The 19496-nt window shown below is 68.2% G+C and carries 19 protein-coding genes; 15 read left to right on the forward strand and 4 right to left on the reverse strand.

Going from position 1 to position 19496, the window contains the following annotated elements:
- Positions 1-6: 6 nt before the first annotated feature.
- Genes mutM through A3M1_RS0114855 form a run of 3 tightly spaced genes read right to left on the reverse strand, consistent with a single transcriptional unit; the run spans position 7 to position 2133 of the window.
- Entirely contained in the window at positions 7-939 is a 933-nt protein-coding gene (mutM, locus tag A3M1_RS0114845; protein WP_018389773.1) for a bifunctional DNA-formamidopyrimidine glycosylase/DNA-(apurinic or apyrimidinic site) lyase, read from the reverse strand.
- A gap of 29 nt (positions 940-968) precedes the next feature.
- The gene (locus A3M1_RS0114850) at positions 969-1601 is read right to left on the reverse strand and encodes an HAD-IA family hydrolase (RefSeq protein WP_018389774.1); all 633 of its coding nucleotides are present in this window, start codon (positions 1599-1601) and stop codon (positions 969-971) included.
- Between the two features lie 10 nt (positions 1602-1611).
- Entirely contained in the window at positions 1612-2133 is a 522-nt protein-coding gene (locus A3M1_RS0114855) for an invasion associated locus B family protein (RefSeq protein WP_018389775.1), read from the reverse strand.
- Between the two features lie 311 nt (positions 2134-2444).
- Between A3M1_RS0114855 and coxB the strand changes: the two genes are divergently transcribed.
- From coxB to A3M1_RS0114930, 15 genes are all read left to right on the forward strand, one after another.
- A complete protein-coding gene (gene coxB / locus A3M1_RS0114860; RefSeq protein ID WP_018389776.1) occupies positions 2445-3338 on the forward strand; it encodes a cytochrome c oxidase subunit II in 894 nt (297 codons plus the stop codon).
- Positions 3339-3402: 64 nt separating this feature from the next.
- Positions 3403-4995 (forward strand): cytochrome c oxidase subunit I, encoded by a 1593-nt coding sequence (gene ctaD, locus A3M1_RS0114865; RefSeq protein ID WP_018964070.1) that lies wholly within the window; start codon positions 3403-3405, stop codon positions 4993-4995.
- Positions 4996-5156: 161 nt separating this feature from the next.
- The gene (locus A3M1_RS0114870) at positions 5157-6110 is read left to right on the forward strand and encodes a heme o synthase (protein WP_018389778.1); all 954 of its coding nucleotides are present in this window, start codon (positions 5157-5159) and stop codon (positions 6108-6110) included.
- Between the two features lie 22 nt (positions 6111-6132).
- A complete protein-coding gene (locus tag A3M1_RS0114875) occupies positions 6133-6315 on the forward strand; it encodes a hypothetical protein (protein WP_018389779.1) in 183 nt (60 codons plus the stop codon).
- Positions 6316-6322: 7 nt separating this feature from the next.
- Positions 6323-6946, forward strand: coding sequence for a cytochrome c oxidase assembly protein (locus tag A3M1_RS0114880; RefSeq protein ID WP_018389780.1), 624 nt, complete (start codon positions 6323-6325; stop codon positions 6944-6946).
- Between the two features lie 72 nt (positions 6947-7018).
- Positions 7019-7855: a cytochrome c oxidase subunit 3 gene (locus A3M1_RS0114885; RefSeq protein WP_018389781.1), complete on the forward strand. Its 837-nt coding sequence runs from the start codon at positions 7019-7021 to the stop codon at positions 7853-7855.
- A gap of 253 nt (positions 7856-8108) precedes the next feature.
- Entirely contained in the window at positions 8109-8495 is a 387-nt protein-coding gene (locus tag A3M1_RS0114890) for a DUF983 domain-containing protein (protein ID WP_018389782.1), read from the forward strand.
- Positions 8492-9238, forward strand: coding sequence for an SURF1 family protein (locus tag A3M1_RS0114895; protein ID WP_018389783.1), 747 nt, complete (start codon positions 8492-8494; stop codon positions 9236-9238). Before A3M1_RS0114890 ends, A3M1_RS0114895 begins: the two co-directional genes overlap by 4 nt.
- 77 nt (positions 9239-9315) lie before the next feature.
- The gene (gene thrC, locus A3M1_RS0114900) at positions 9316-10725 is read left to right on the forward strand and encodes a threonine synthase (RefSeq protein ID WP_018389784.1); all 1410 of its coding nucleotides are present in this window, start codon (positions 9316-9318) and stop codon (positions 10723-10725) included.
- The gene (locus A3M1_RS0114905; protein WP_018389785.1) at positions 10722-12002 is read left to right on the forward strand and encodes a pitrilysin family protein; all 1281 of its coding nucleotides are present in this window, start codon (positions 10722-10724) and stop codon (positions 12000-12002) included. Before thrC ends, A3M1_RS0114905 begins: the two co-directional genes overlap by 4 nt.
- A gap of 24 nt (positions 12003-12026) precedes the next feature.
- On the forward strand, positions 12027-12683 hold the full coding sequence (locus A3M1_RS0114910; RefSeq protein WP_018389786.1) for a GNAT family N-acetyltransferase: 657 nt from the start codon (positions 12027-12029) through the stop codon (positions 12681-12683).
- Positions 12684-12849: 166 nt separating this feature from the next.
- Positions 12850-13308 carry a bacterioferritin-associated ferredoxin gene (locus tag A3M1_RS0114915; RefSeq protein WP_018389787.1) on the forward strand — a complete coding sequence of 153 codons (459 nt, stop codon included), beginning with the start codon at positions 12850-12852 and terminating at the stop codon, positions 13306-13308.
- 176 nt (positions 13309-13484) lie between these two features.
- Positions 13485-13961 carry a bacterioferritin gene (bfr, locus tag A3M1_RS0114920; protein WP_018389788.1) on the forward strand — a complete coding sequence of 159 codons (477 nt, stop codon included), beginning with the start codon at positions 13485-13487 and terminating at the stop codon, positions 13959-13961.
- A gap of 314 nt (positions 13962-14275) precedes the next feature.
- On the forward strand, positions 14276-15325 hold the full coding sequence (locus A3M1_RS0114925; protein WP_018389789.1) for an extracellular solute-binding protein: 1050 nt from the start codon (positions 14276-14278) through the stop codon (positions 15323-15325).
- Positions 15326-15441: 116 nt separating this feature from the next.
- A complete protein-coding gene (locus tag A3M1_RS0114930) occupies positions 15442-17106 on the forward strand; it encodes an iron ABC transporter permease (protein ID WP_018389790.1) in 1665 nt (554 codons plus the stop codon).
- A gap of 317 nt (positions 17107-17423) precedes the next feature.
- On the opposite strand, the gene A3M1_RS0114935 is transcribed toward A3M1_RS0114930, so the two are convergent.
- Complete coding sequence (locus A3M1_RS0114935) at positions 17424-19406, reverse strand: acetoacetate--CoA ligase (protein WP_018389791.1); 1983 nt, start codon at positions 19404-19406, stop codon at positions 17424-17426.
- Between the last annotated feature and the right edge of the window lie 90 nt (positions 19407-19496).

Genomic DNA, 19496 nt, shown 5'->3' on the forward strand with positions numbered 1-19496 from the left:
CGGCTCCTAGCGCTGGCAGGCGGCACAATAGAAGGTCGAGCGCCCGCTTTGCACAAGCCGGGCGATGGTTCCCCGACAGCCGGGGCTGGTGCAGGCGTCGCCCTCGCGGTCATAGACGCGGAAGGTGTGCTGGAAATAACCGAGGGTGCCGTCCACCTGGGCGTGGTCGCGCAGGGTCGAGCCACCGGCCTGGATGGCTTCCTCCAGTACCGTTCGGATGGTCTCGACCAGGCGGACGATCAGTGCGGTGGGGTGGACGGTCGGTGCGGTGAGGGTGAAGGCGGCACGTTCCGGCGAGAGGCCGGCCCGGTGCAGCGCCTCGCACACATAAATATTGCCCAGCCCGGCGACGACCTTCTGGTCGAGCAGCGCCGCCTTCAGCGGGGTGCGCCGTCCGGCGAGGGCGCGGGCCAGCGCCTCGGGGGTGAAGTCGGGGCCCAGCGGCTCGGGCCCGATGTCGCGGAACAGCGGGTGCGCCGGCAGCTCCTCGCGCGGCAGCAGGAACATGGCGCCGAAGCGGCGGGGGTCATTATAGACGATCTCCACCCCGCCGGTCCGGCTCGCCCGGCTGCCGTCGGCGCCGCCCTCCATGCGCAGCACCACATGGTCATGGGCGGCGAGGCGGGAGCGCGGCATGTGGAAGTCGCCCGGCGTTTCCGGCGGGCCGGTGTCGGGCTCGATGCGGAAGGAGCCGGACATGCCCAGATGCATCACCAGCACCTCGTCGACGCCGTTGGCGTCCGGCCCCACATCCGCCATCAGATATTTCGCCCGCCGGTCGAGCCGGCGCAGCGTGCGCCCCGTCAGTCGCTCGGCGAAGCGCTCGGGCAGCGGCCAGCGCAGATCCGGCCGCCGGGCCACGGCGGCGAGAATGCGGCGCCCCTCCATGACAGGGGCGAGGCCCCGCCGGACGGTTTCGACTTCGGGCAGCTCGGGCATGGATGAACAGGGCTCGCGACGAGAAGGCTTCAGGCCACCATATGGTGCGCGCGCAGGAAGTGCGCGAGTTCGCCCTCGCGGGTGAAGCAGTGGGCACGCAGCCCGGCCTCACGGGCGCCGGCGACATTCACCGGCTTGTCGTCGATCATCACCGCCTCGCGCGGCGCGACGCCATAAAGCGTGGCGATGCCTTTATATACGGAAGGCGTCGGCTTCTTCGCCCCGAACTCGCAGGCGACATGCATGGCGGGGCCGAACAGCGCCCGCAGCTCCGGCACCAGCACGTCGAAATGCTCGCGCATGATGTGGCCGTTATTGGTGAGCAGGGCGATGGGGGTGTGCGTGCGCACCTCGTCCACCAGCGCCAGCACCGCGGGGTCCAGCGTCATGGCGAGGGCGCGGGTGCGCAGCCAGTCGGCGCGGCCGAATGGCACGCCGAGCGCCTGCGCGATGGCGGCGAGATAGGCGTCGGGGGTGAGGTGGCCGAGATCGGAGGCGCTCTCGATGCCGCTGTCCCAGACGAGGCGCTCGACATCGGCGGCGGAAAGCCCCGCCAGCACGCCCATGGCGGCGCGGCGGGCCTCGACATCGTAGCGCAGCAGCACGTCATCCATATCGAAGATGACGAGGCGGGGAGGGGGGATATGCGTGGCGGCGGTCATCGGCGCCGCCTCAGGGCAGCGCGTCGTAGCCCTGGCCGAACCCGGCGAGATTGAGCGGGATGCCGATGCCTTCGTCCGGCTCGGGCGTCTCGCGGATGACGAAGATCGCCTTGGTGCCGTTGCGCAGGCGTTCCATCAGCTTGGCGTCCATCTCCACCTCGGCGACGCAGCCATTGGGCACGCAGCGCACGAAGCCGACGCTGCCGATGGGGGTGTCGTCGACGATGAGGCCGAGGCCGGAGGGCAGCAGCACGCCGAGAGGGGCGAGCACGCGCAGCAGCGATTTTCCGCTGTCGCGCATCTTCAGCACGATGGCGGTGAGCCCGACATTCGGGCGGTCATCGGCCTGCACGCTCTGCAGCAGCACGCACTGCTCGGACTGGGCGCCGGGCGGGGTGTCGCACCGGATCTGCCATTCGCCATGGACCGAGCGCACGACGCCCTGCGCCGCCGCCCCGTCGAGGGAGGCGAACAGCGCCGCGAGGGCAAGCGCCGCGACAATGGCGGAACGGAGGGCCGCGAAGCCGGGCATGGCTGTCTCCCGAAATGTGTCGTTCGCTATGTCTTCTAAAGAATCGGCGGCGGGGGACAAGGCGAATCGTGCATGGGGCCCTTTTCCACCGCCCCCGGGGCAGGAGGCGGTACAAGCCCGAGCGTAATGTCAAGAATGCGGCAATCCATCGCCCCACGGAGATAGAACGGTTCCAGGCACCCGACGTCATGTCGCAGGAGGGTACCCCCCCTGGCGCGTTGCTCAGGTGTCCTTTTTGTGTTTGATGAAGATCAAATCACGCTGGCCCGACACGCGATCGCCATCGCTTCATCCGGGCCACGGGGAAGCTGATGGGAGTGACGTTCGCGATGAATTCGTGGGTCCGCAACGCTGCACGCCGGGCTGCCGGCCTCGCCGGTGGGGTGCTCGGCATGCTGGCGCTGGCCTTTACCGGGGCCGCTCTGGCGGGAACGGGACAGCCTTCGCCCTGGCAGATCAATCTTCAGGGGGCGGCCTCTCCTGTTATGGAGAGCATCCACTCCTTCCACTTCTTCCTGCTCGTCATCATCGTCGCGGTCGTGCTGCTGGTGCTGGCGCTGCTGATCGTGGTGATGGTGAAGTTCAACGAGAAGGCCAATCCGGTGCCTTCCCGCACGACGCATCACACCATGATCGAGGTGGCGTGGACGGTGGTCCCGGTGCTGATCCTGGTGGCGATCGCCATTCCCTCCTTCCGGCTGCTGTTCCTGCAGCTGGACCTGCCGAAGGCGGACATCACCGTGAAGGTGACGGGCCACCAGTGGTACTGGTCCTATGAATATCCCGACAATGGCGCCTTCAGCTTCGACAGCCTGATGGTGCCGGAGGCGGACCTCAAGCCCGGCCAGCCGCGCCTGCTCGCGGTCGACAACGACGTGGTCGTGCCGGTGAACAAGATCGTCCGCATCCAGGTGACGGCCGCCGACGTGATCCACTCCTTCGCTCTTCCGTCCTTCGGCGTGAAGATCGACGCCCTGCCGGGCCGGCTGAACGAGAGCTGGTTCCAGGCGACCAAGGAGGGCGTATATTACGGCCAGTGCTCCGAGCTCTGCGGCAAGGACCACGCCTTCATGCCCATCGCCATCCGGGTGGTGAGCGAGGCCGAGTTCGCGGCCTGGGTGGAAACGGCCAAGCAGGAATTTGCCGGGGCTCCGGCGCCGGCGCGTGTCGCGCAGGGCGACGTGGCGGGCATCGCTGCCCGCTGAGAGTGCCGGTTCGGCGCATTGAAGTTTCTAAGTGCCTGAAAAGGCGCGAATGAGGGACGGTTCCATGGCATACGCAGCCGGTCACGCGGGCGATCCGACGGGTTGGAAGCGCTGGGTCTATTCGACCAACAACAAGGACATCGGTGTGATGTACCTGATCTTCGCGATCATCGCGGGGATCGTGGGCGGCGCCCTGTCCATCGGCATCCGTATGGAGCTGCAGGAACCGGGGATGCAGATCTTCTCCGATCCGCAGACCTTCAACGTGTTCACCACCGGCCACGGCCTCATCATGATCTTCTTCATGGTGATGCCGGCGATGATCGGCGGCTTCGGCAACTACTTCATCCCGCTGATGATCGGCGCGCCGGACACCGCCTTCCCGCGCATCAACAACGTGGCGTTCTGGCTGCTGCCGCCCGCCTTCGGTCTGGCGATCATGTCGCTGTTCGTCGAAGGCGCGGCCGGCTCGACCGGCTTCGGCGGCGGCTGGACGATCTACCCGCCGCTGTCGGGCAAGATCGGCCATCCCGGCCCGGCGATGGACCTCTTGATCCTGTCGCTGCACATTGCCGGCGCCTCCTCGATCCTCGGCGCGATCAACCTGATCACGACGATCCTCAACATGCGCGCCCCGGGCATGACGCTGCACAAGATGCCGCTCTTCGCCTGGTCGCAGCTCGTGACCGCGTTCCTGCTGCTGCTGTCGCTGCCGGTTCTGGCCGGCGCCATCACCATGCTGCTGACGGACCGCAATTTCGGCACCACCTTCTTCGACCCGGCCGGCGGCGGCGACCCGATCCTGTTCCAGCACCTGTTCTGGTTCTTCGGCCACCCGGAAGTGTACATCCTGATCCTGCCCGGCTTCGGCATCGTCTCGCACATCGTCTCGACCTTCTCGCGTAAGCCGGTGTTCGGCTATCTCGGCATGGCCTATGCGATGGTCGCGATCGGCGTGGTCGGCTTCGTGGTGTGGGCGCACCACATGTACACGGTCGGCCTGTCCTCCTCGACCCAGGCCTATTTCGTCGCCGCGACCATGATCATCGCGGTGCCCACGGGCGTGAAGATCTTCTCCTGGATCGCCACCATGTGGGGCGGGTCGATCTCGATGCGCGTGCCCATGCTGTGGGCGATCGGCTTCATCTTCCTGTTCACGGTCGGCGGCGTCACCGGCGTGGTGCTCTCCAATGCCGGCATCGACCGCTCGCTGCACGACACCTATTACGTGGTGGCGCATTTCCACTACGTGCTGTCGCTCGGCGCCGTGTTCGCCATCTTCGCCGGCTGGTACTACTGGGTGCCGAAGATGTTCGGCTACATGTACAGCGAAGGCATCGCCAAGGTGCATTTCTGGCTGACCTTCATCGGCGTGAACCTGGTGTTCTTCCCGCAGCACTTCCTCGGCCTCGCCGGCATGCCGCGCCGCTATGCGGACTATCCGGACGCCTTTGCCGGCTGGAACTTCGTCTCCTCGATCGGTTCCTACATCTCCGGCTTCGCGGTGCTGGTGTTCCTGTTCGGCATCTACCGGATGTTCGCCGCCAAGGTTCCGGCCGGCGCCAATCCGTGGGGTGAAGGCGCGACCACGCTGGAATGGACGCTGAGCTCGCCGCCGCCCTACCACCATTTCGACGTGCTGCCCAAGATCAAGTGAGCTTGCGGACACGGTGAGACCAAGGCCCGGCGCGGTTCTCCGCGCCGGTCGCATAAAGGGGCGGAGCCGGTAACGGCCCGCCGGTTGCCGGCAGACGCTTCGCCCTTGTGCGGGCCAGCCGGAAGGAATGTGCCGCCCGCTGGGCGCGCCGGAGTGAAGTGATGAGCGACGTCGCCTCGCGCGAATATGACCTGACCCCCGGCGAGCCGCGTGCGCCCGGCACGCCGTCCTATGCCTCGGTGGCCGACTATGTCGCGCTGCTGAAGCCGCGGGTCATGTCGCTGGTGATCTTCACCGCGCTGGTCGGCATCGTCCGCGCGCCGGGCGAGGTGCACCCGGTGATCGCCTTCACCGCGCTGCTGTGCATCGCCATCGGCGCCGGCGCCTCGGGCGCGCTCAACATGTGGTGGGACGCCGATATCGACGCGGTGATGACCCGCACCCGCCGCCGCCCGATCCCCGCCGGCCGGGTGACGCCGGGCGAGGCGCTGGCCTTCGGCATCACGCTGTCGGTCGGCTCGGTGCTGGTGCTGGGCCTGCTGGTCAACGCGCTCTCCGCCGCGCTGCTCGCCTTCACCATCTTCTTCTACGCCGTCATCTACACGATGTGGCTGAAGCGCTGGACGCCGCAGAACATCGTCATCGGCGGCGCCGCCGGCGCCTTCCCGCCCATGGTCGGCTGGGCGGCGGCTTCGGGCGGCATCGGGCTGGAGAGCGTCCTGCTCTTCCTCATCATCTTCTTCTGGACGCCGCCGCATTTCTGGGCGCTGGCGCTCTACAAGTCGGGCGACTATGCCCGCGCCGGCGTGCCGATGCTCCCCGTCGTCGCCGGTCCTTCCGAGACCCGCCGGCAGATCCTGCTCTACACGCTGCTGCTGGTGCCGCTGGCGATGTCGCCCTTCTTCCTCGGCATGGCGGGGCTAGGCTATGGCCTCGTCTCGGGCATCTCGGGCGCGCTGATGCTGCTCTTGGCGGTGCAGGTCTATCGCCGGCGCGAGGGCGCCCCGGCGGAGGTCGCGGCGCGGCGGCTGTTCGGCTTCTCGATCCTTTTTCTTTTCCTGCTCTTCGCGGTCCTCCTCATTGAGGCGATCGCGCCGGCCGGTTTCGGGCTGTGAGCGCATGGCGGCGAGGGCTGGAATGAGCGACGACAACAAGAAGCCCGGCGAGGCACCCGACGGCGTGGTGCTGACCGAGGAGCAGAAGCGGAGCCGGCGCTCCCGTTCCATCGCCATCGCGGTGGTGCTGGCGGCGCTGTGCGTGCTGTTCTACGTCGTGACCATCGTCAAGCTCGGCCCGGCCGTGCTTGTCCGGCCGCTGTGAGGGTGCCATGGCCGCAGAACGCGAAAACCCGGTCGATGCCCCCGCCGCGCAGGCGGCCCGGCGTCGCGCCCGCAACCACCGCACGGTGGCGCTGAGCTGCGCCGCCTTTGTCGCGGTCATGACCGGCGCCGCCTTTGCCGCGGTGCCGCTCTACCAGATGTTCTGCCAGGTCACCGGCTTCGGCGGCGCCACGCGGGTGGCGGCGGCGGCGCCGGGCGCGGCGCTGGAGCGCAGGGTTGAGGTGCGCTTCGACGCCAACACCGCCCCCGGCCTCGACTGGAGCTTCACCCCCGAGCAGCGCTCGGTGGAGGTGCAGGTGGGCGAGACCAAGCTGGCCTATTACCGCGTGCACAACCGCAGTTCCCAGCCGGTCACGGCGTCGGCGACCTACAACGTCACGCCCAGCCAGTCCGGCTACCACTTCGCCAAAATGCAGTGCTTCTGCTTCACCGACCAGACGCTGCAGCCCGGCGAGACGCTGGATATGCCCGTCGTCTTCTTCGTCGATCCCGCCTTTGCCGAGGATCCGGAGATGCGCGGCGTGAAGACCATCACCCTTTCCTACACCTTCTTCCCGAAGGCGGCCCCGCTCGCCGCCGGCGCGGTGAAGGACGGAAAGGCGCCCCTTTAAACGGGCGCAACGCCACATTGCGGCCGCGCCGACGGCCCGCTAGAGAAATAGACGGAACGGAGAGCGCGACCCATGGCTGAGGCCCACGCCAAACATCACGACTACCACCTCGTCGATCCGAGCCCGTGGCCGTTCGTCATTTCGGTATTCGCCTTCATCCTGGCCGTGGGCGCGGTGTTCTGGATGCACGGCCAGATGACCTCGCTGGTGTTCATCGCCGGCCTGCTCGGCGTCATCTACACCATGGCCGTTTGGTGGCGGGACATCATCCGCGAGGGTGAGCACGAGCACGCGCACACGCCGGTGGTGCAGCTTCACCTGCGCTACGGCATGATCCTGTTCATCGCCTCCGAGGTGATGTTCTTCGTCGCCTGGTTCTGGGCGTTCTTCGACGCTTCGCTGTTCGTCGGCGAGGAGATTAACTTCGCCCGCGCCACCGCCACGGGCGGCGTCTGGCCGCCGACCGGCATCGAGACCTTCGACCCCTGGCACCTGCCGCTGCTCAACACGCTGATCCTGCTGACCTCAGGCACCACGCTCACCTGGGCGCACCATGCGCTGGTGCATGGCGACCGCCAGGGCGCCAAATGGGGCCTGTGGCTGACCGTCGGCCTCGGCTTCATCTTCTCGCTGCTGCAGGGCTTCGAGTACAGCCACGCCGAGTTCGCCTTCTCCGGCAACATCTATGGCGCCACCTTCTTCATGGCGACCGGCTTCCATGGCTTCCATGTCATCGTCGGCACCATCTTCCTCGCCGTGTGCCTGGGCCGTCTCTATGCCGGCCACTTCACCCCGACCCATCATTTCGGGTTCGAGGCGGCGGCCTGGTACTGGCACTTCGTCGACGTGGTGTGGCTGTTCCTGTTCACCTTCATCTATGTCTGGGGCAGTGCCGGCGCACCGCACTGATCGGACGGACGATTTCTGCGAGGGGCGGCTTCCGGCCGCCCCTTTTGCGTTAACGGGACCCACGCCGCCACCGTGCTCCGCCTGCGGCGGCGCGTGCCTACGCCGGCGGCGCGTTGGGCTTATCCGCCTGTTCCCCTCGGGAAAGTTGCCCGGCTTTCGCGATCGGAACATGCTCCTTTTCGACGAATCGCGGGCGTCTCCGATCGGGGCTTCACCTGATGGAACACGGCTCGCGCGGGAGTGGATTCCGACCATGGACCTGCAACCTTTCCACAGCGGCGTCTCGCCCTATGCGGCAGGCCTTGGCTGCCGTTGCCCGCGCTGCGGCCGGGGGCGGCTGTTCAACGGCTTCCTCACCGTGGCCCCCTCCTGCACCGCCTGCGGGCTGGACTACAGCTTCGACGATTCCGGCGACGGCCCGGTGGTGTTCATCATCCTTGCCGCCGGCGCGCTGGTGGTCGGCCTCGCTCTGTGGGTCGAACTGACCTGGCAGCCGCCGTTCTGGCTGCATGCGCTGTTGTGGACACCGCTGGTGCTGCTCTCCACGCTCGGCCTGCTGCGGCCGCTGAAGGCAACGCTGATCGCCCTGCAATATGCCAAGCGGGCGCAGGAAGGCCGGCTCGACAAGGGGGATGCGTGAGCGACGAGGGCCCCCTCTGGCGCCGGCTGCTCCCGGCCGCCCTCGCCACGCTGGTGGCGTTCGCCGTGCTGGTCGGGCTGGGCCTGTGGCAGCTGGAGCGCCTCGCCTGGAAGGAATCGCTTGTCGCGCAGGTCGAGGCCCGCATCCACCAGGCGCCGGTGCCGCTGCCGCCGGAGGCCGATTGGGGCCAGATCGACTTCGCCAATGATGAATATCGCCGGGTCACGGCGCAGGGGCGGTTCCGCCATGACCTGGAAGTGCAGGTCTATGCGCTGGTGGACCAGGCGCCGGATGGCTCGGGTGGGCCGGGCTATTGGGTGGTGACGCCGCTCGGCCTGCCAGACGGCGCCTTCGTGCTGGTCAATCGCGGCTTCGTGCCGCTGGAGCGCAAGGACCCCGCGACCCGGCTTGAGGGGCAGGTGGACGGGCTCGTCACCATCACCGGCCTGCTGCGCCTGCCGGAAGAGGCGGCGCTGTTCACCCCGGCCAATGATGCCGCCACCGACAGCTGGTATGTGCGCGACCCCGACGCGATCGCCAGCGCCAAGGGGCTGGTGCGGGTGGCGCCGTTTCTCATCGACGCGGATGCGAGCGCCAATCCGGGCGGGCTGCCGCGCGGCGGGTTGACGCGGATCGCCTTCCCCAACCGGCACCTCGAATATGCGCTGACCTGGTTCGGGCTGGCCGCCTCATTGCTCGGCGTGTTCGCCGCCTATGCCTGGGGCCGACGGCGGCGGGGCTGAGGGCTTGAGCACGCGCTTGCTTGCGCATGCGCGCCCCCGCCACTAGTTTGCGGCCACTTTCTCCAGCGGAGGCGCGCGTGCGCTACATCTCGACCCGCGGCGAGGCCCCCGTGCTCGCCTTCTCCGATGCCCTGCTCGCCGGCCTCGCCCGCGATGGCGGCCTGTATGTGCCCGAAGCGTTTCCGGTGCTGGCCCCTACGGCGATTTCCGCGCTGGCCGGCCAGTCCTATGCCGAGGTGGCCGGGCGGGTGATCGCGCCCTTCGTCGATTCCGCCTTTACACCCGCCGTGCTGGCACCGATGCTGGAGGCGGCCTATGCCAGCTTCCGCCACCCCGCCACCACGCCGCTGGTGCAGATCGCGCCGAACCGCTTCGTGCTGGAGCTGTTCCACGGCCCGACGCTCGCCTTCAAGGATGTGGCGATGCAGCTCCTGGGCCGGATGATGGACCATGTGCTGAGCCAGCGCGACCAGCACGCCACCATTGTCGGCGCCACTTCGGGCGATACGGGCAGCGCGGCGATCGAGGCGTTCCGCGGCTCCAAGCGCACCGATGTGTTCATCCTCTACCCCGCCGGCCGCGTCTCCGAAGTGCAGCGCCGGCAGATGACGGCGGTGCCGGACGCCAATGTCCACGCCATCGCCATCGAGGGCACCTTCGACGACTGCCAGGCGCATGTGAAGGCGATGTTCAACCATCACGCCTTCCGCGACCGGCAGCGCCTCGCCGGGGTGAACTCGATCAACTGGGCCCGCATCGTCTCGCAGGTGGTGTATTATTTCGTCGCCGGCGTGGCGCTGGGCGCGCCGCACCGCAAAACGTCCTTCGTGGTGCCGACCGGCAATTTCGGCGATGTGCTCGCCGGCTATGTCGCCAAGCGCATGGGCCTGCCGATCGACCGGCTGGTGGTGGCGACCAATGTGAACGACATCCTCGCCCGCACGCTGGAAAGCGGGCGCTACGAGGTGACGGGCGTGCGGCCTTCCTCCTCGCCCTCGATGGATATCGAGGTGTCGTCGAATTTCGAGCGGGTGCTGTTCGAGGTGCTGGACCGCGACGCCGGCGCGCTGCGCGGGCTGATGGCCTCATTGGCGCAGGCGGGCGCGTTCTCCCCGCCGAGCGCGTCGATGGAAGCGCTGCGGGCCGATTTCGACGCCGGACGGGCGGACGAGGCGCAGACGGCGGAGACGATCGCCCGGGTGCGGGCCGAGACCGGCTATCTGCTCGACCCGCACACGGCGGTCGCGGTCTCGGTGGCCGAGCGCGTCGCCCATGACCCGCATGTGCCGCAGGTGGTGCTGGCCACCGCCCACCCCGCCAAGTTCCCCGACGCGGTGCAGCGGGCCTGCGGCGAGCGCCCGGCGCTGCCGCCGCATCTGGCGGACCTGATGGAGCGGCCGGAACGGCTGCCGACCCTGCCCAACGACCTCTCGGCGATCGAAGCCTACATCACCCGGCACGCCCGGGCCTCGGAGACGCTCGCTTGACCCAGAACCTTCCCGCCGGCCCGCGCATCACCACGCTCGACAACGGCGTCACCGTCATCACCGATTCCATGCCGCATCTGGCCACGGCCTCGCTCGGCATCTGGGTGGGGGCGGGGGCGCGCGACGAGGCGGCCGACGAGCACGGCATCTCGCATCTGCTGGAGCATATGGCGTTCAAGGGCACGCGCCGCCGCTCGGCGCGCGGCATTGCCGAGGAGATCGAGGCGGTCGGCGGCGACATCAACGCCGCCACCAGCGTCGAGCACACCTCCTACAATGCCCGGGTGCTCGGCGCCGACATGCCGCTGGCGCTCGACGTGCTGTCCGACATTCTCGCCGCGCCGGCCTTCGACCCGGAGGAACTGGCGCGCGAGCACAATGTGATCGAGCAGGAGATCGGCGCCGCCCTGGACACGCCCGACGACCTGGTGTTCGACCTGTTCCAGGAGCGGGCCTTTCCCGGCCAGCCGATCGGCCGCTCGATCCTCGGCACGCCGGACAGCGTGCGCTCCTTCGGGCCGGACAAGCTGCGCACCTATCTCGAGCGCAATTACCGGGCGCCGAAGATGATCGTGGCGGCGGCGGGCGCGGTCGAGCATGAGGCGCTGGTGGCCGAGGCGCACAAGCGCGTGGCGAGCTTTGCCAGCGCCGACAAGCCCGAGGCCGCCCCGGCGCGCTATGAGGGCGGGGTGGAGATTGGCGGCGGGCGCGAGCTGGAGCAGGCGCATCTGCTGATCGGCCTGCCGGGGCTTTCCTATCGCGACCCCGGCATCCACGCGCTGCAGGTGTTCACCAATGTGCTGGGCGGGGGCATGTCCTCGCGGCTGTTCCAGGAAGTGCGCGAGGCGCGCGGCCTGTGCTACGCGGTGTATTCCTTCCACTGGGGCTATGCCGATACCGGCCTGTTCGGCGTCTATGCCGGCACGGATGGTGGCGATGTCGGCGAGCTGGTCGATGTGGCGGTGGACCAGATCCTCGCCACCATCGAGACCATGACCGAGGCCGAGCTGTCGCGCTCCAAGGCGCAGGCCAAGGTGGGGCTGCTGGCGGCGCTGGAGAGTTCCGGCGCGCGGGCGGACCAGCTGGCGCGGCAGATGCTGGCTTTCGGCCGGCCGATCCCGCTGGAGGAGATCGTCGCCAAGGTGGAAGCGGTGACGCTGGACGACGCCCGCGCAGCGGGAAAAGCGCTGATCGGGCGCGGCCGGCCGACCTTCACCGCGCTGGGGCCAGGAAAATCGCTTGAATCGGCGGCGCGCATCGCGGAACGTCTGGCCTGAGCTTCATCGCCTTCGGCAGCGCACATGGCCCTGTTTCGCACCGTTTCCTGGCATGAGCCGCCCATGCTCGTCGAGGGCGAGACGGTGCTTCTGCGGCTGCCGCAAATGGCGGACTTCGCCGCATGGTCGGCCCTGCGCGAGCAGAGCCGGGACTTTCTCACCCCATGGGAGCCGACCTGGCCGGCCTATGACCTCACGCGCGGCTCGTTCCGGCGGCGGATGCGCCGCTATGCCCGCGATGTGCGCGAGGATGCGGCCTATCCGTTCCTGGTGATCCGCCGTGCCGACCGGGTGCTGCTGGGCGGCGTGTCGCTGTCCAACATTCGCCGGGGCGTGACCCAGACCGCGAGCCTCGGCTACTGGATGGGCGCGCCCTATGCCGGCAAGGGCTATATGGGCGCGGCGGTGCGCACCTTGCTGCCCTTCGCCCATGGCACGCTCGGCCTGCGGCGGATCGAGGCGGCGTGCCTGCCGGACAATGTGCCCTCGATGCGGCTGCTGGAGGGCAGCGGCTTCCGGCGCGAGGGCTATGGCCGGCAATATCTCTGCATCAACGGCGCCTGGCAGGACCATGTGCTCTATGCCCGGCTGGCCAGCGACCCCATCGCCCGGTGGGAGGGGTTCGAGACCGCCAGTTTGGTGCCGTTCAAAAGTGCTGACGAGATGAGCGGCAACGTCTAATCTGGAATCTCTAAAATCTGCGCCGATGAAGACTAGTCGATCACCTCACATGATCGGCAGATTGGCATTTGCCAATTGACGGCCCGCCGGAATAGCGCGAAAAGAGAAGACAAAGGCGATATTTAGAATAATTCTAAACGCCTGAAAGCTTCGGTTTCGCGTCGCGATGATCGTGTGTTCGTGCAATGTGCTTTCCGATCGTCAGATCCGCAGCGCGGTGACGGAGACGCCGGCGCCTGTCCGCACGGTAGGGCAGGTGTATCGCTGCCTCGGCTGCAGCGCCCAGTGCGGGCGTTGCGCGCGCACCATCCGCAAACTGCTCGACGACGTGAACGCCAGCGCCTGCTCGATCTGCCCGCTGGACTGCCCGGTCTCCGCCCAGGCGCCCGGCCAGCCGGCGCAGCCGCACGCCGAACACAGCCATGCCGAACACGGCCATCACGGGCATAGCCATGCCGGGCACGGCCATCACGGTCATTCCCATGGCGAGCACAGCCACGCCGCGCATGCCCATGGTGAGCACGCCCCCAGCAATGGCCGGCACACCCGCACCCCGCGCCGGCTGGTTTCCGGCACTCCCACCCGCGCCGCGCATCTGGCGGGCCATGCCGTGGCGGCCGAATAGGCGGGGCGTCGCCTTTCTCACAGAGCCCTGACGCCGGGCACGCGCGCCCCTTGCGCCGCGTCGAGCCGGGGTGAAAACCCGTGCGCGCGTGGCCGGCGACGCGCGATAATGGCTTGCCTATTACTTAGAAGTTTTCTAAACAGGTGCCACAATCTCGTAGCAGGAGAGGCGGCGCCATGAAGGGCGATTCAAAGGTCATCGACTATCTCAACCGCGGCGTCCGCTCGGAGCTTACCGCGATCAACCAGTACTGGCTGCATTACCGCATGCTGGACAACTGGGGCTACAAGAAGCTGGCCGCCAAGTGGCGCGCCGAGTCGATCGAGGAAATGCAGCACGCCGATCGCTTCATCGATCGTATCCTGTTCCTTGAAGGCCTGCCCAACCTGCAGGTGCTTGACCCGCTGCGCATCGGCCAGGACATCAAGGAAGTGATCGAGTGCGATCTCGCCGCCGAGATCGAGGCGCGCGCGCTCTACCAGGAAGCCGCGACCTATGCCGAGTCGGTGCAGGACTATCCCAGCCGCGACCTGTTCAAGGAGCTGATGAAGGACGAGGAAGGCCATATCGACTTCCTCGAAACCCAGCTCGACCTGATCGCCAATCTCGGCATCCAGCTCTACGCCCAGCACCATATTGGCGGGCTCGACTGAGGCTTCCGACGGCAACGTCAGGGTTTAGCCAAGGCCGGTCGCGAGACCGGCCCAAGGATTTAGTGAAGGCCGGTCGCGAGACCGGCCTTTTGCGTTGAGGGGGCCCGCCTTTCGGGTCATCGCTGGTGGCCGGCGCGGTTTACCTCGCGGCCTCAAGCATTTCCGCCCGAGTCATTGATTAGACTTATTCTAAGTTATTGACTTAACTCGGCTTTTTGTTGACGGCCGAGCCTCCGTCGGCTACCGCCTGCGACAGACGTAACGTCAACCATGCGATCGCCAGTTGACCGGCGATCCGCACGCAGGAGACGCCGATGACTGCCCGCACGCTCACCCCGTTCACCCGACGCCTCGCTCTCGGTGGCTTCATCGCCGCCAGCCTGGCGCTGGCGCCGATCGCCGCGTCGGCCGAAGAGGTCGTCAACATCTACACCACCCGCGAGCCGGGCCTGGCCAAGCCGCTGTTCGACGCCTTCACAGAGAAGACCGGCGTCAAGGTGAACAGCATTTTCGTCAAGGACGGGCTGGCCGAGCGGGTGAAGGCGGAGGGCGAGGCCTCTCCCGCCGACGTGCTGATGACGGTGGATGTCGGCGCGCTGCTCGACCTCGTCGACCAGGGCGTGACCCAGCCCGTCAAGTCCGATGTGCTGGACAAGGCCATCCCCGCCAATCTGCGCGGCGCCAATGGCGACTGGTTTGCCCTCTCCGCCCGCGCCCGCGTCGCCTACACCTCGAAGGACCGGGTGAAGGACACGGCGGTCACCTATGAGAGCTTCGCCGACCCGAAGTGGAAGGGCGAGGTCTGCATCCGCTCGGGCAAGCACCCCTACAACACCGCGCTGATCGCCGCCTATATCGTCCATCACGGCGAGGCGAAGGCCGAGGAATGGCTCAAGGGCGTGAAGGCGAACCTCGCCCGCAAGGCCGCCGGCGGCGACCGTGAAGTGGCGCGCGATATTCTCGGCGACATCTGCGACATCGGCCTCGCCAATTCCTACTATGTCGGCCTGATGCGCTCCGGCAAGGGCGGCCCCGAGCAGGAAGAATGGGGCAAGGCGATCAATGTCGTGCTGCCGACCTTCGAGAATGGCGGCACCCATGTGAACATTTCAGGTGCCAGCGTCGCCAAGAACGCCCCGAACAAGGGCAATGCCGTCAAGCTGCTGGAATATCTCGTTTCCCCCGAGGCGCAGGCGCTCTACGCCAAGGGCAATTACGAATATCCGGTCGTGGCCGGCGCGCCGGTCGACCCGATCATCGCCGCCTTCGGCCCGCTCAAGGTCGACAATGTCGATCTCGTCGCGGTCGCCAAGGCGCGCAAGGCGGCGGCGAACCTCGCCGACAAGGTCGGCTTCGACAACTGATACCGCGCCGGCGGCGCGTCACCACGACGATTGGCCGGCGCTGAAGGACAGCGCCGGCCAAGCTTCAGCGACAGGATTGGGTCCCGGGGTGGTTGCCGCCCCGGGACATTTGCAAGATGAGCCTGGTTCTTCCCCATAGCCCGCGCCGCGCCCCCATCACCGGCTCCCGTCTCGCGCGGGTGGCGGCGGGGGCGGTCGTGCTTGTGGTGCTGCTGCCGCTGCTGGCGCTCTCCTGGACCGCGCTACAGGGCTCGGGCGACCTGTGGCCGCATCTCATCGCCAATGTCATTCCGCACGCGCTGCTGGAGACCACGCTGCTGGTGCTCGGCGTCGGCGCCTTTGTCGCCATCATCGGCACCGGCACCGCCTGGCTGGTGGCGGTGTGCCGCTTTCCCGGGCGCGGCGTGTTTGAATGGGCGCTGCTGCTGCCGCTCGCCATCCCCACCTATATCCAGGCCTTCGTCTATGTCGACGCGGTGCACCCGCTGGGGCCGATCCCGACGCTGATCCGCACCAGCTTCGATCTGCGCCCGCGCGACCTGTGGCTGCCGGAGGTGCGCTCGCTGCCGGGCTGCATCATCCTGCTCGGGCTGGTGCTCTACCCCTATGTCTACCTCTCCGCCCGCGCCGCCTTCCTGGTGCAGACCGCGTCCGTGCTCGATGCCGCCCGCACGCTGGGGGCGGGGGCGGGGGAGGCGTTCTTCCGCATCGCCCTGCCGCTCGCCCGCCCGGCGATCGCTGTCGGTGTGACGCTGGCGCTGATGGAGACGGTGAACGACATCGGCGCGTCCGAATTCCTCGGTGTGCAGACGCTGACCCTGTCGATCTATTCCACCTGGCTCAACCGCTCCAGCCTGCCCGGCGCGGCGCAGATCGCGCTGTGCATGCTGGCGCTGATGTTCGCGCTGGTCATGCTGGAGCGCTGGGGGCGGCGCCACCAGCGGACCGGCAATATCGGCGATCGCGCCCGCCCGCCGGCGCGGCGGTCGCTCTCGGCCGGGGCGGGGGCGCTCGCCTTCCTCGCCTGCCTGCTTCCCGTTCTGCTCGGCTTCGTGCTGCCGGCCGGGCACCTTGCCCTCGCCGCGTGGAAGCGCATGGCGTTCCATGGCGTCTCGCAGACGATCCTGACCGAGACGGCGAACACCGCTCTGTTCGCCGCGCTCGGCACCGTGCTTGCCTTGCTGCTCGGCTTCGCTGTGGTGGTGGCGCTGCGCACCGGGGCGCTGCGCTCGGCGCTGGCGCTGCGCCTCGCGAGCCTCGGATATGCCGTGCCCGGCACCGTGCTGGCGGTGGGCCTGCTGGTGCCGCTGGCCGGCTTCGACAATCTCGTCTCCAACCTCAGCCAGCAGCTCACCGGCGTTTCCACCGGGCTGCTGCTGTCCGGTTCCGGGGCGGCGCTGATCATCGCCTATGTCATCCGGTTCCTCGCGATCCCGATTGGCGGGCTGGAGGCCGGCTATGGCAAGGTCGGCACCACGCTCGACATGGCGGCGCGCAGCCTCGGCGAGAAGCCCGGCGGGGTGGTGCGGCTGGTGCATCTGCCGATGCTGCGGCCGGCGCTGGGCGGTGCGGCGCTGCTGGTGTTCGTCGACTGCATGAAGGAACTGCCGGCGACGCTGATGCTGCGCCCGCTGAACTTCGAGACGCTGGCCAGCCATGTCTATGCCGAGGCCGCGCGCGGCACCTATGAGGACGGCGCGCTGGCGGCGCTGCTCATCGTACTGGTGGGCCTGGTGCCGGTGATCCTGCTGGCGCGGCTGTCCCGCCCCCGCCAGGGGTGAGGCGGCGGCCGAGGCGGGATTTCCGCAGCGGCGAGGAAGCCTTCCGCGGCGCGGGCCTGCGTCCTTCGAGGCTCGGCGGTGCCGAGCGCCTCAGGATGACGGGCGACCGATCGACCCTAGGACAACGTAGCACCTGCAGACCGTTCGTCATGCTGAGGTGCCGGGCGCAGCCCGGCCTCGAAGCACGCAGGCGCGTGGGCTGGCACAAGATGCGGATCCCCGGGTCAAGCCCGGGGATGACGGTGCGAGGGCGGCCCGGGGATGACGGCGGGAGAGCGGCCCGGGGATGTTGGGCGCGGTGAGGGCTCTCCCGCCGCTCACTCCGCCAGCTCGGGCCGGTTGCGGAAGAATTCCAGCGCGTCGGGGTTGGCCAGCGCCTCGGTGTTTTTCACCGGGCGGCCATGCACCACGTCGCGCACCGCCAGCTCGGTGATCTTGCCCGAGCGGGTGCGCGGGATGTCGGCGACCGCAAGGATGCGGGCCGGCACGTGGCGCGGGCTGGCCCCGGTGCGGATCTGGGTGCGGATGCGCCTGTCGAGTTCGGCGTCCAGCGCCGCGCCCTCGCGCAGCCGCACGAACAGCACCACCCGCACGTCGTTGTCCCATTCCTGGCCGATGGCGATGGCCTCGACGATTTCCGGGATCTGCTCGGCCTGGGCGTAGATCTCGGCAGTGCCGATGCGCACGCCCTGCGGGTTCAGCGTCGCGTCGGAGCGGCCATGGATGATCAGCCCGCCATGGGCGGTCCATTCCGCGAAGTCGCCATGGCACCACACATTGGGGAAGCGCTCGAAATAGGCGGCGTGGTACTTGGCGCCCTCCGGGTCGTTCCAGAACATGACCGGCATGCAGGGGAAGGGCTTTGTGCAGACGAGTTCGCCGCGCTCGCCGGTGACGGGGCGGCCCTCGTCCGACCACACCTCGATCGCCATGCCGAGGCCCGCCGCCTGGATCTCGCCCTTGTAAACCGGCGCGGTGGGGTCGCCGAGCACGAAGCAGGAGACGATGTCGGTGCCGCCCGAGATCGAGGCGAGGTGGAGGTCCGGCTTGATCGCCTCATAAACGAACGAAAAGCTCTCCGGCGCCAGCGGCGAGCCGGTGGAGGTCATCGCCTTCAGCGCCGAGAGGTCGTGGGTCTCGCCCGGGCGCACGCCCTCCTTGCGCAGCTGGTCGATATATTTCGCCGAGGTGCCGAACAGGGCGAAGCGCTCCTGCGCCGCATAGTCCCACAGCACCGAGGCATTGGGGGCGAAGGGCGAGCCGTCATAGAGGCACAGGGTGAGATCGCTGGCGAGGCCGGTCACCAGCCAGTTCCACATCATCCAGCCGCAGGTGGTGAAGTAGAACAGCCGGTCGCCGGGCGCGAGATCGCAGTGCAGCCGGTGCTCCTTGATGTGCTGGAGCAGCGTGCCGCCGGCCCCGTGCACGATGCATTTCGGCGCGCCTGTCGTGCCGGAGGAGAACAGGATGAACAGCGGATGGTTGAAGGGCAGCCGCTCGAAGGTGAGCGGGGCCGGGGCATAGGGGGCGATGAACGCCTCCAGCGAGATGCCGTTCGGCAGGCTTTTCGCCACCTCCTCGGCCTGGCCGAGATAGGGCACGATCACCGTCGCCGTCACGCTTGGCAGCTGCGGCACGGCGGCGCGCAGCTTGTCAGCGATGGAGACCGGCTTGCCATTGTACCAATAGCCGTCGCAGGCGACATAAACCTTGGGTTCGATCTGGCCGAAGCGGTCGAGAATGCCGCGCTCGCCGAAATCGGGCGAGCAGGAGGAAAACACCGCGCCGAGCGACGCGGCCGCCAGCATCACAGCGATGGTCTCGGGCAGGTTCGGCATCGTCGCGGCCACCCGGTCGCCAACGCCGACGCCAGCGGCGCGGAGCGCCTGCTGCAGCCGCGAGACGAGATCGGTGAGTTCGCCGAAGCGGATCTGGCGCTCCACCTTGTCCTCGCCGCGAAAGATCATCGCCACGGTTTCGCGATCGCGCGGGCGCAGCAGGTTCTCGGCATAGTTCAGCCGCGCTTCGGGGAAGAATTGCGCGCCGGGCATGGCCTCGCCATCGACCAGCGAGGGGCCGCTGCGGCTGCCGATCACCGCGCCGAGGTCCCACACCTCCTCCCAGAAGGCGGTGGGATGGGCGATCGACCAGGCGTGGAGCGCGCGGTAATCGGCCAGCGCGGTGCCGTGGCGGGCATTCACGCGGGCGATGAAGGCGGTGATCTGGCTATGGGCCACACGTTCGGGGCTCGGCGTCCACAGCGGCGCCTGACCCGTGGTTGCAACGCCTGCCTCTGCCATGCCGTCCTCCCCCTTCGATTCACGCGCCGTCCCCGCGGCGTTTCGCACTGCAGCAGTCATAGCGCTGGCCGGCTTGTCTGTCAGGCCATC

It is taken from the genome of Ancylobacter sp. FA202 (assembly GCF_000380205.1).
GTDB lineage: Bacteria > Pseudomonadota > Alphaproteobacteria > Rhizobiales > Xanthobacteraceae > Ancylobacter.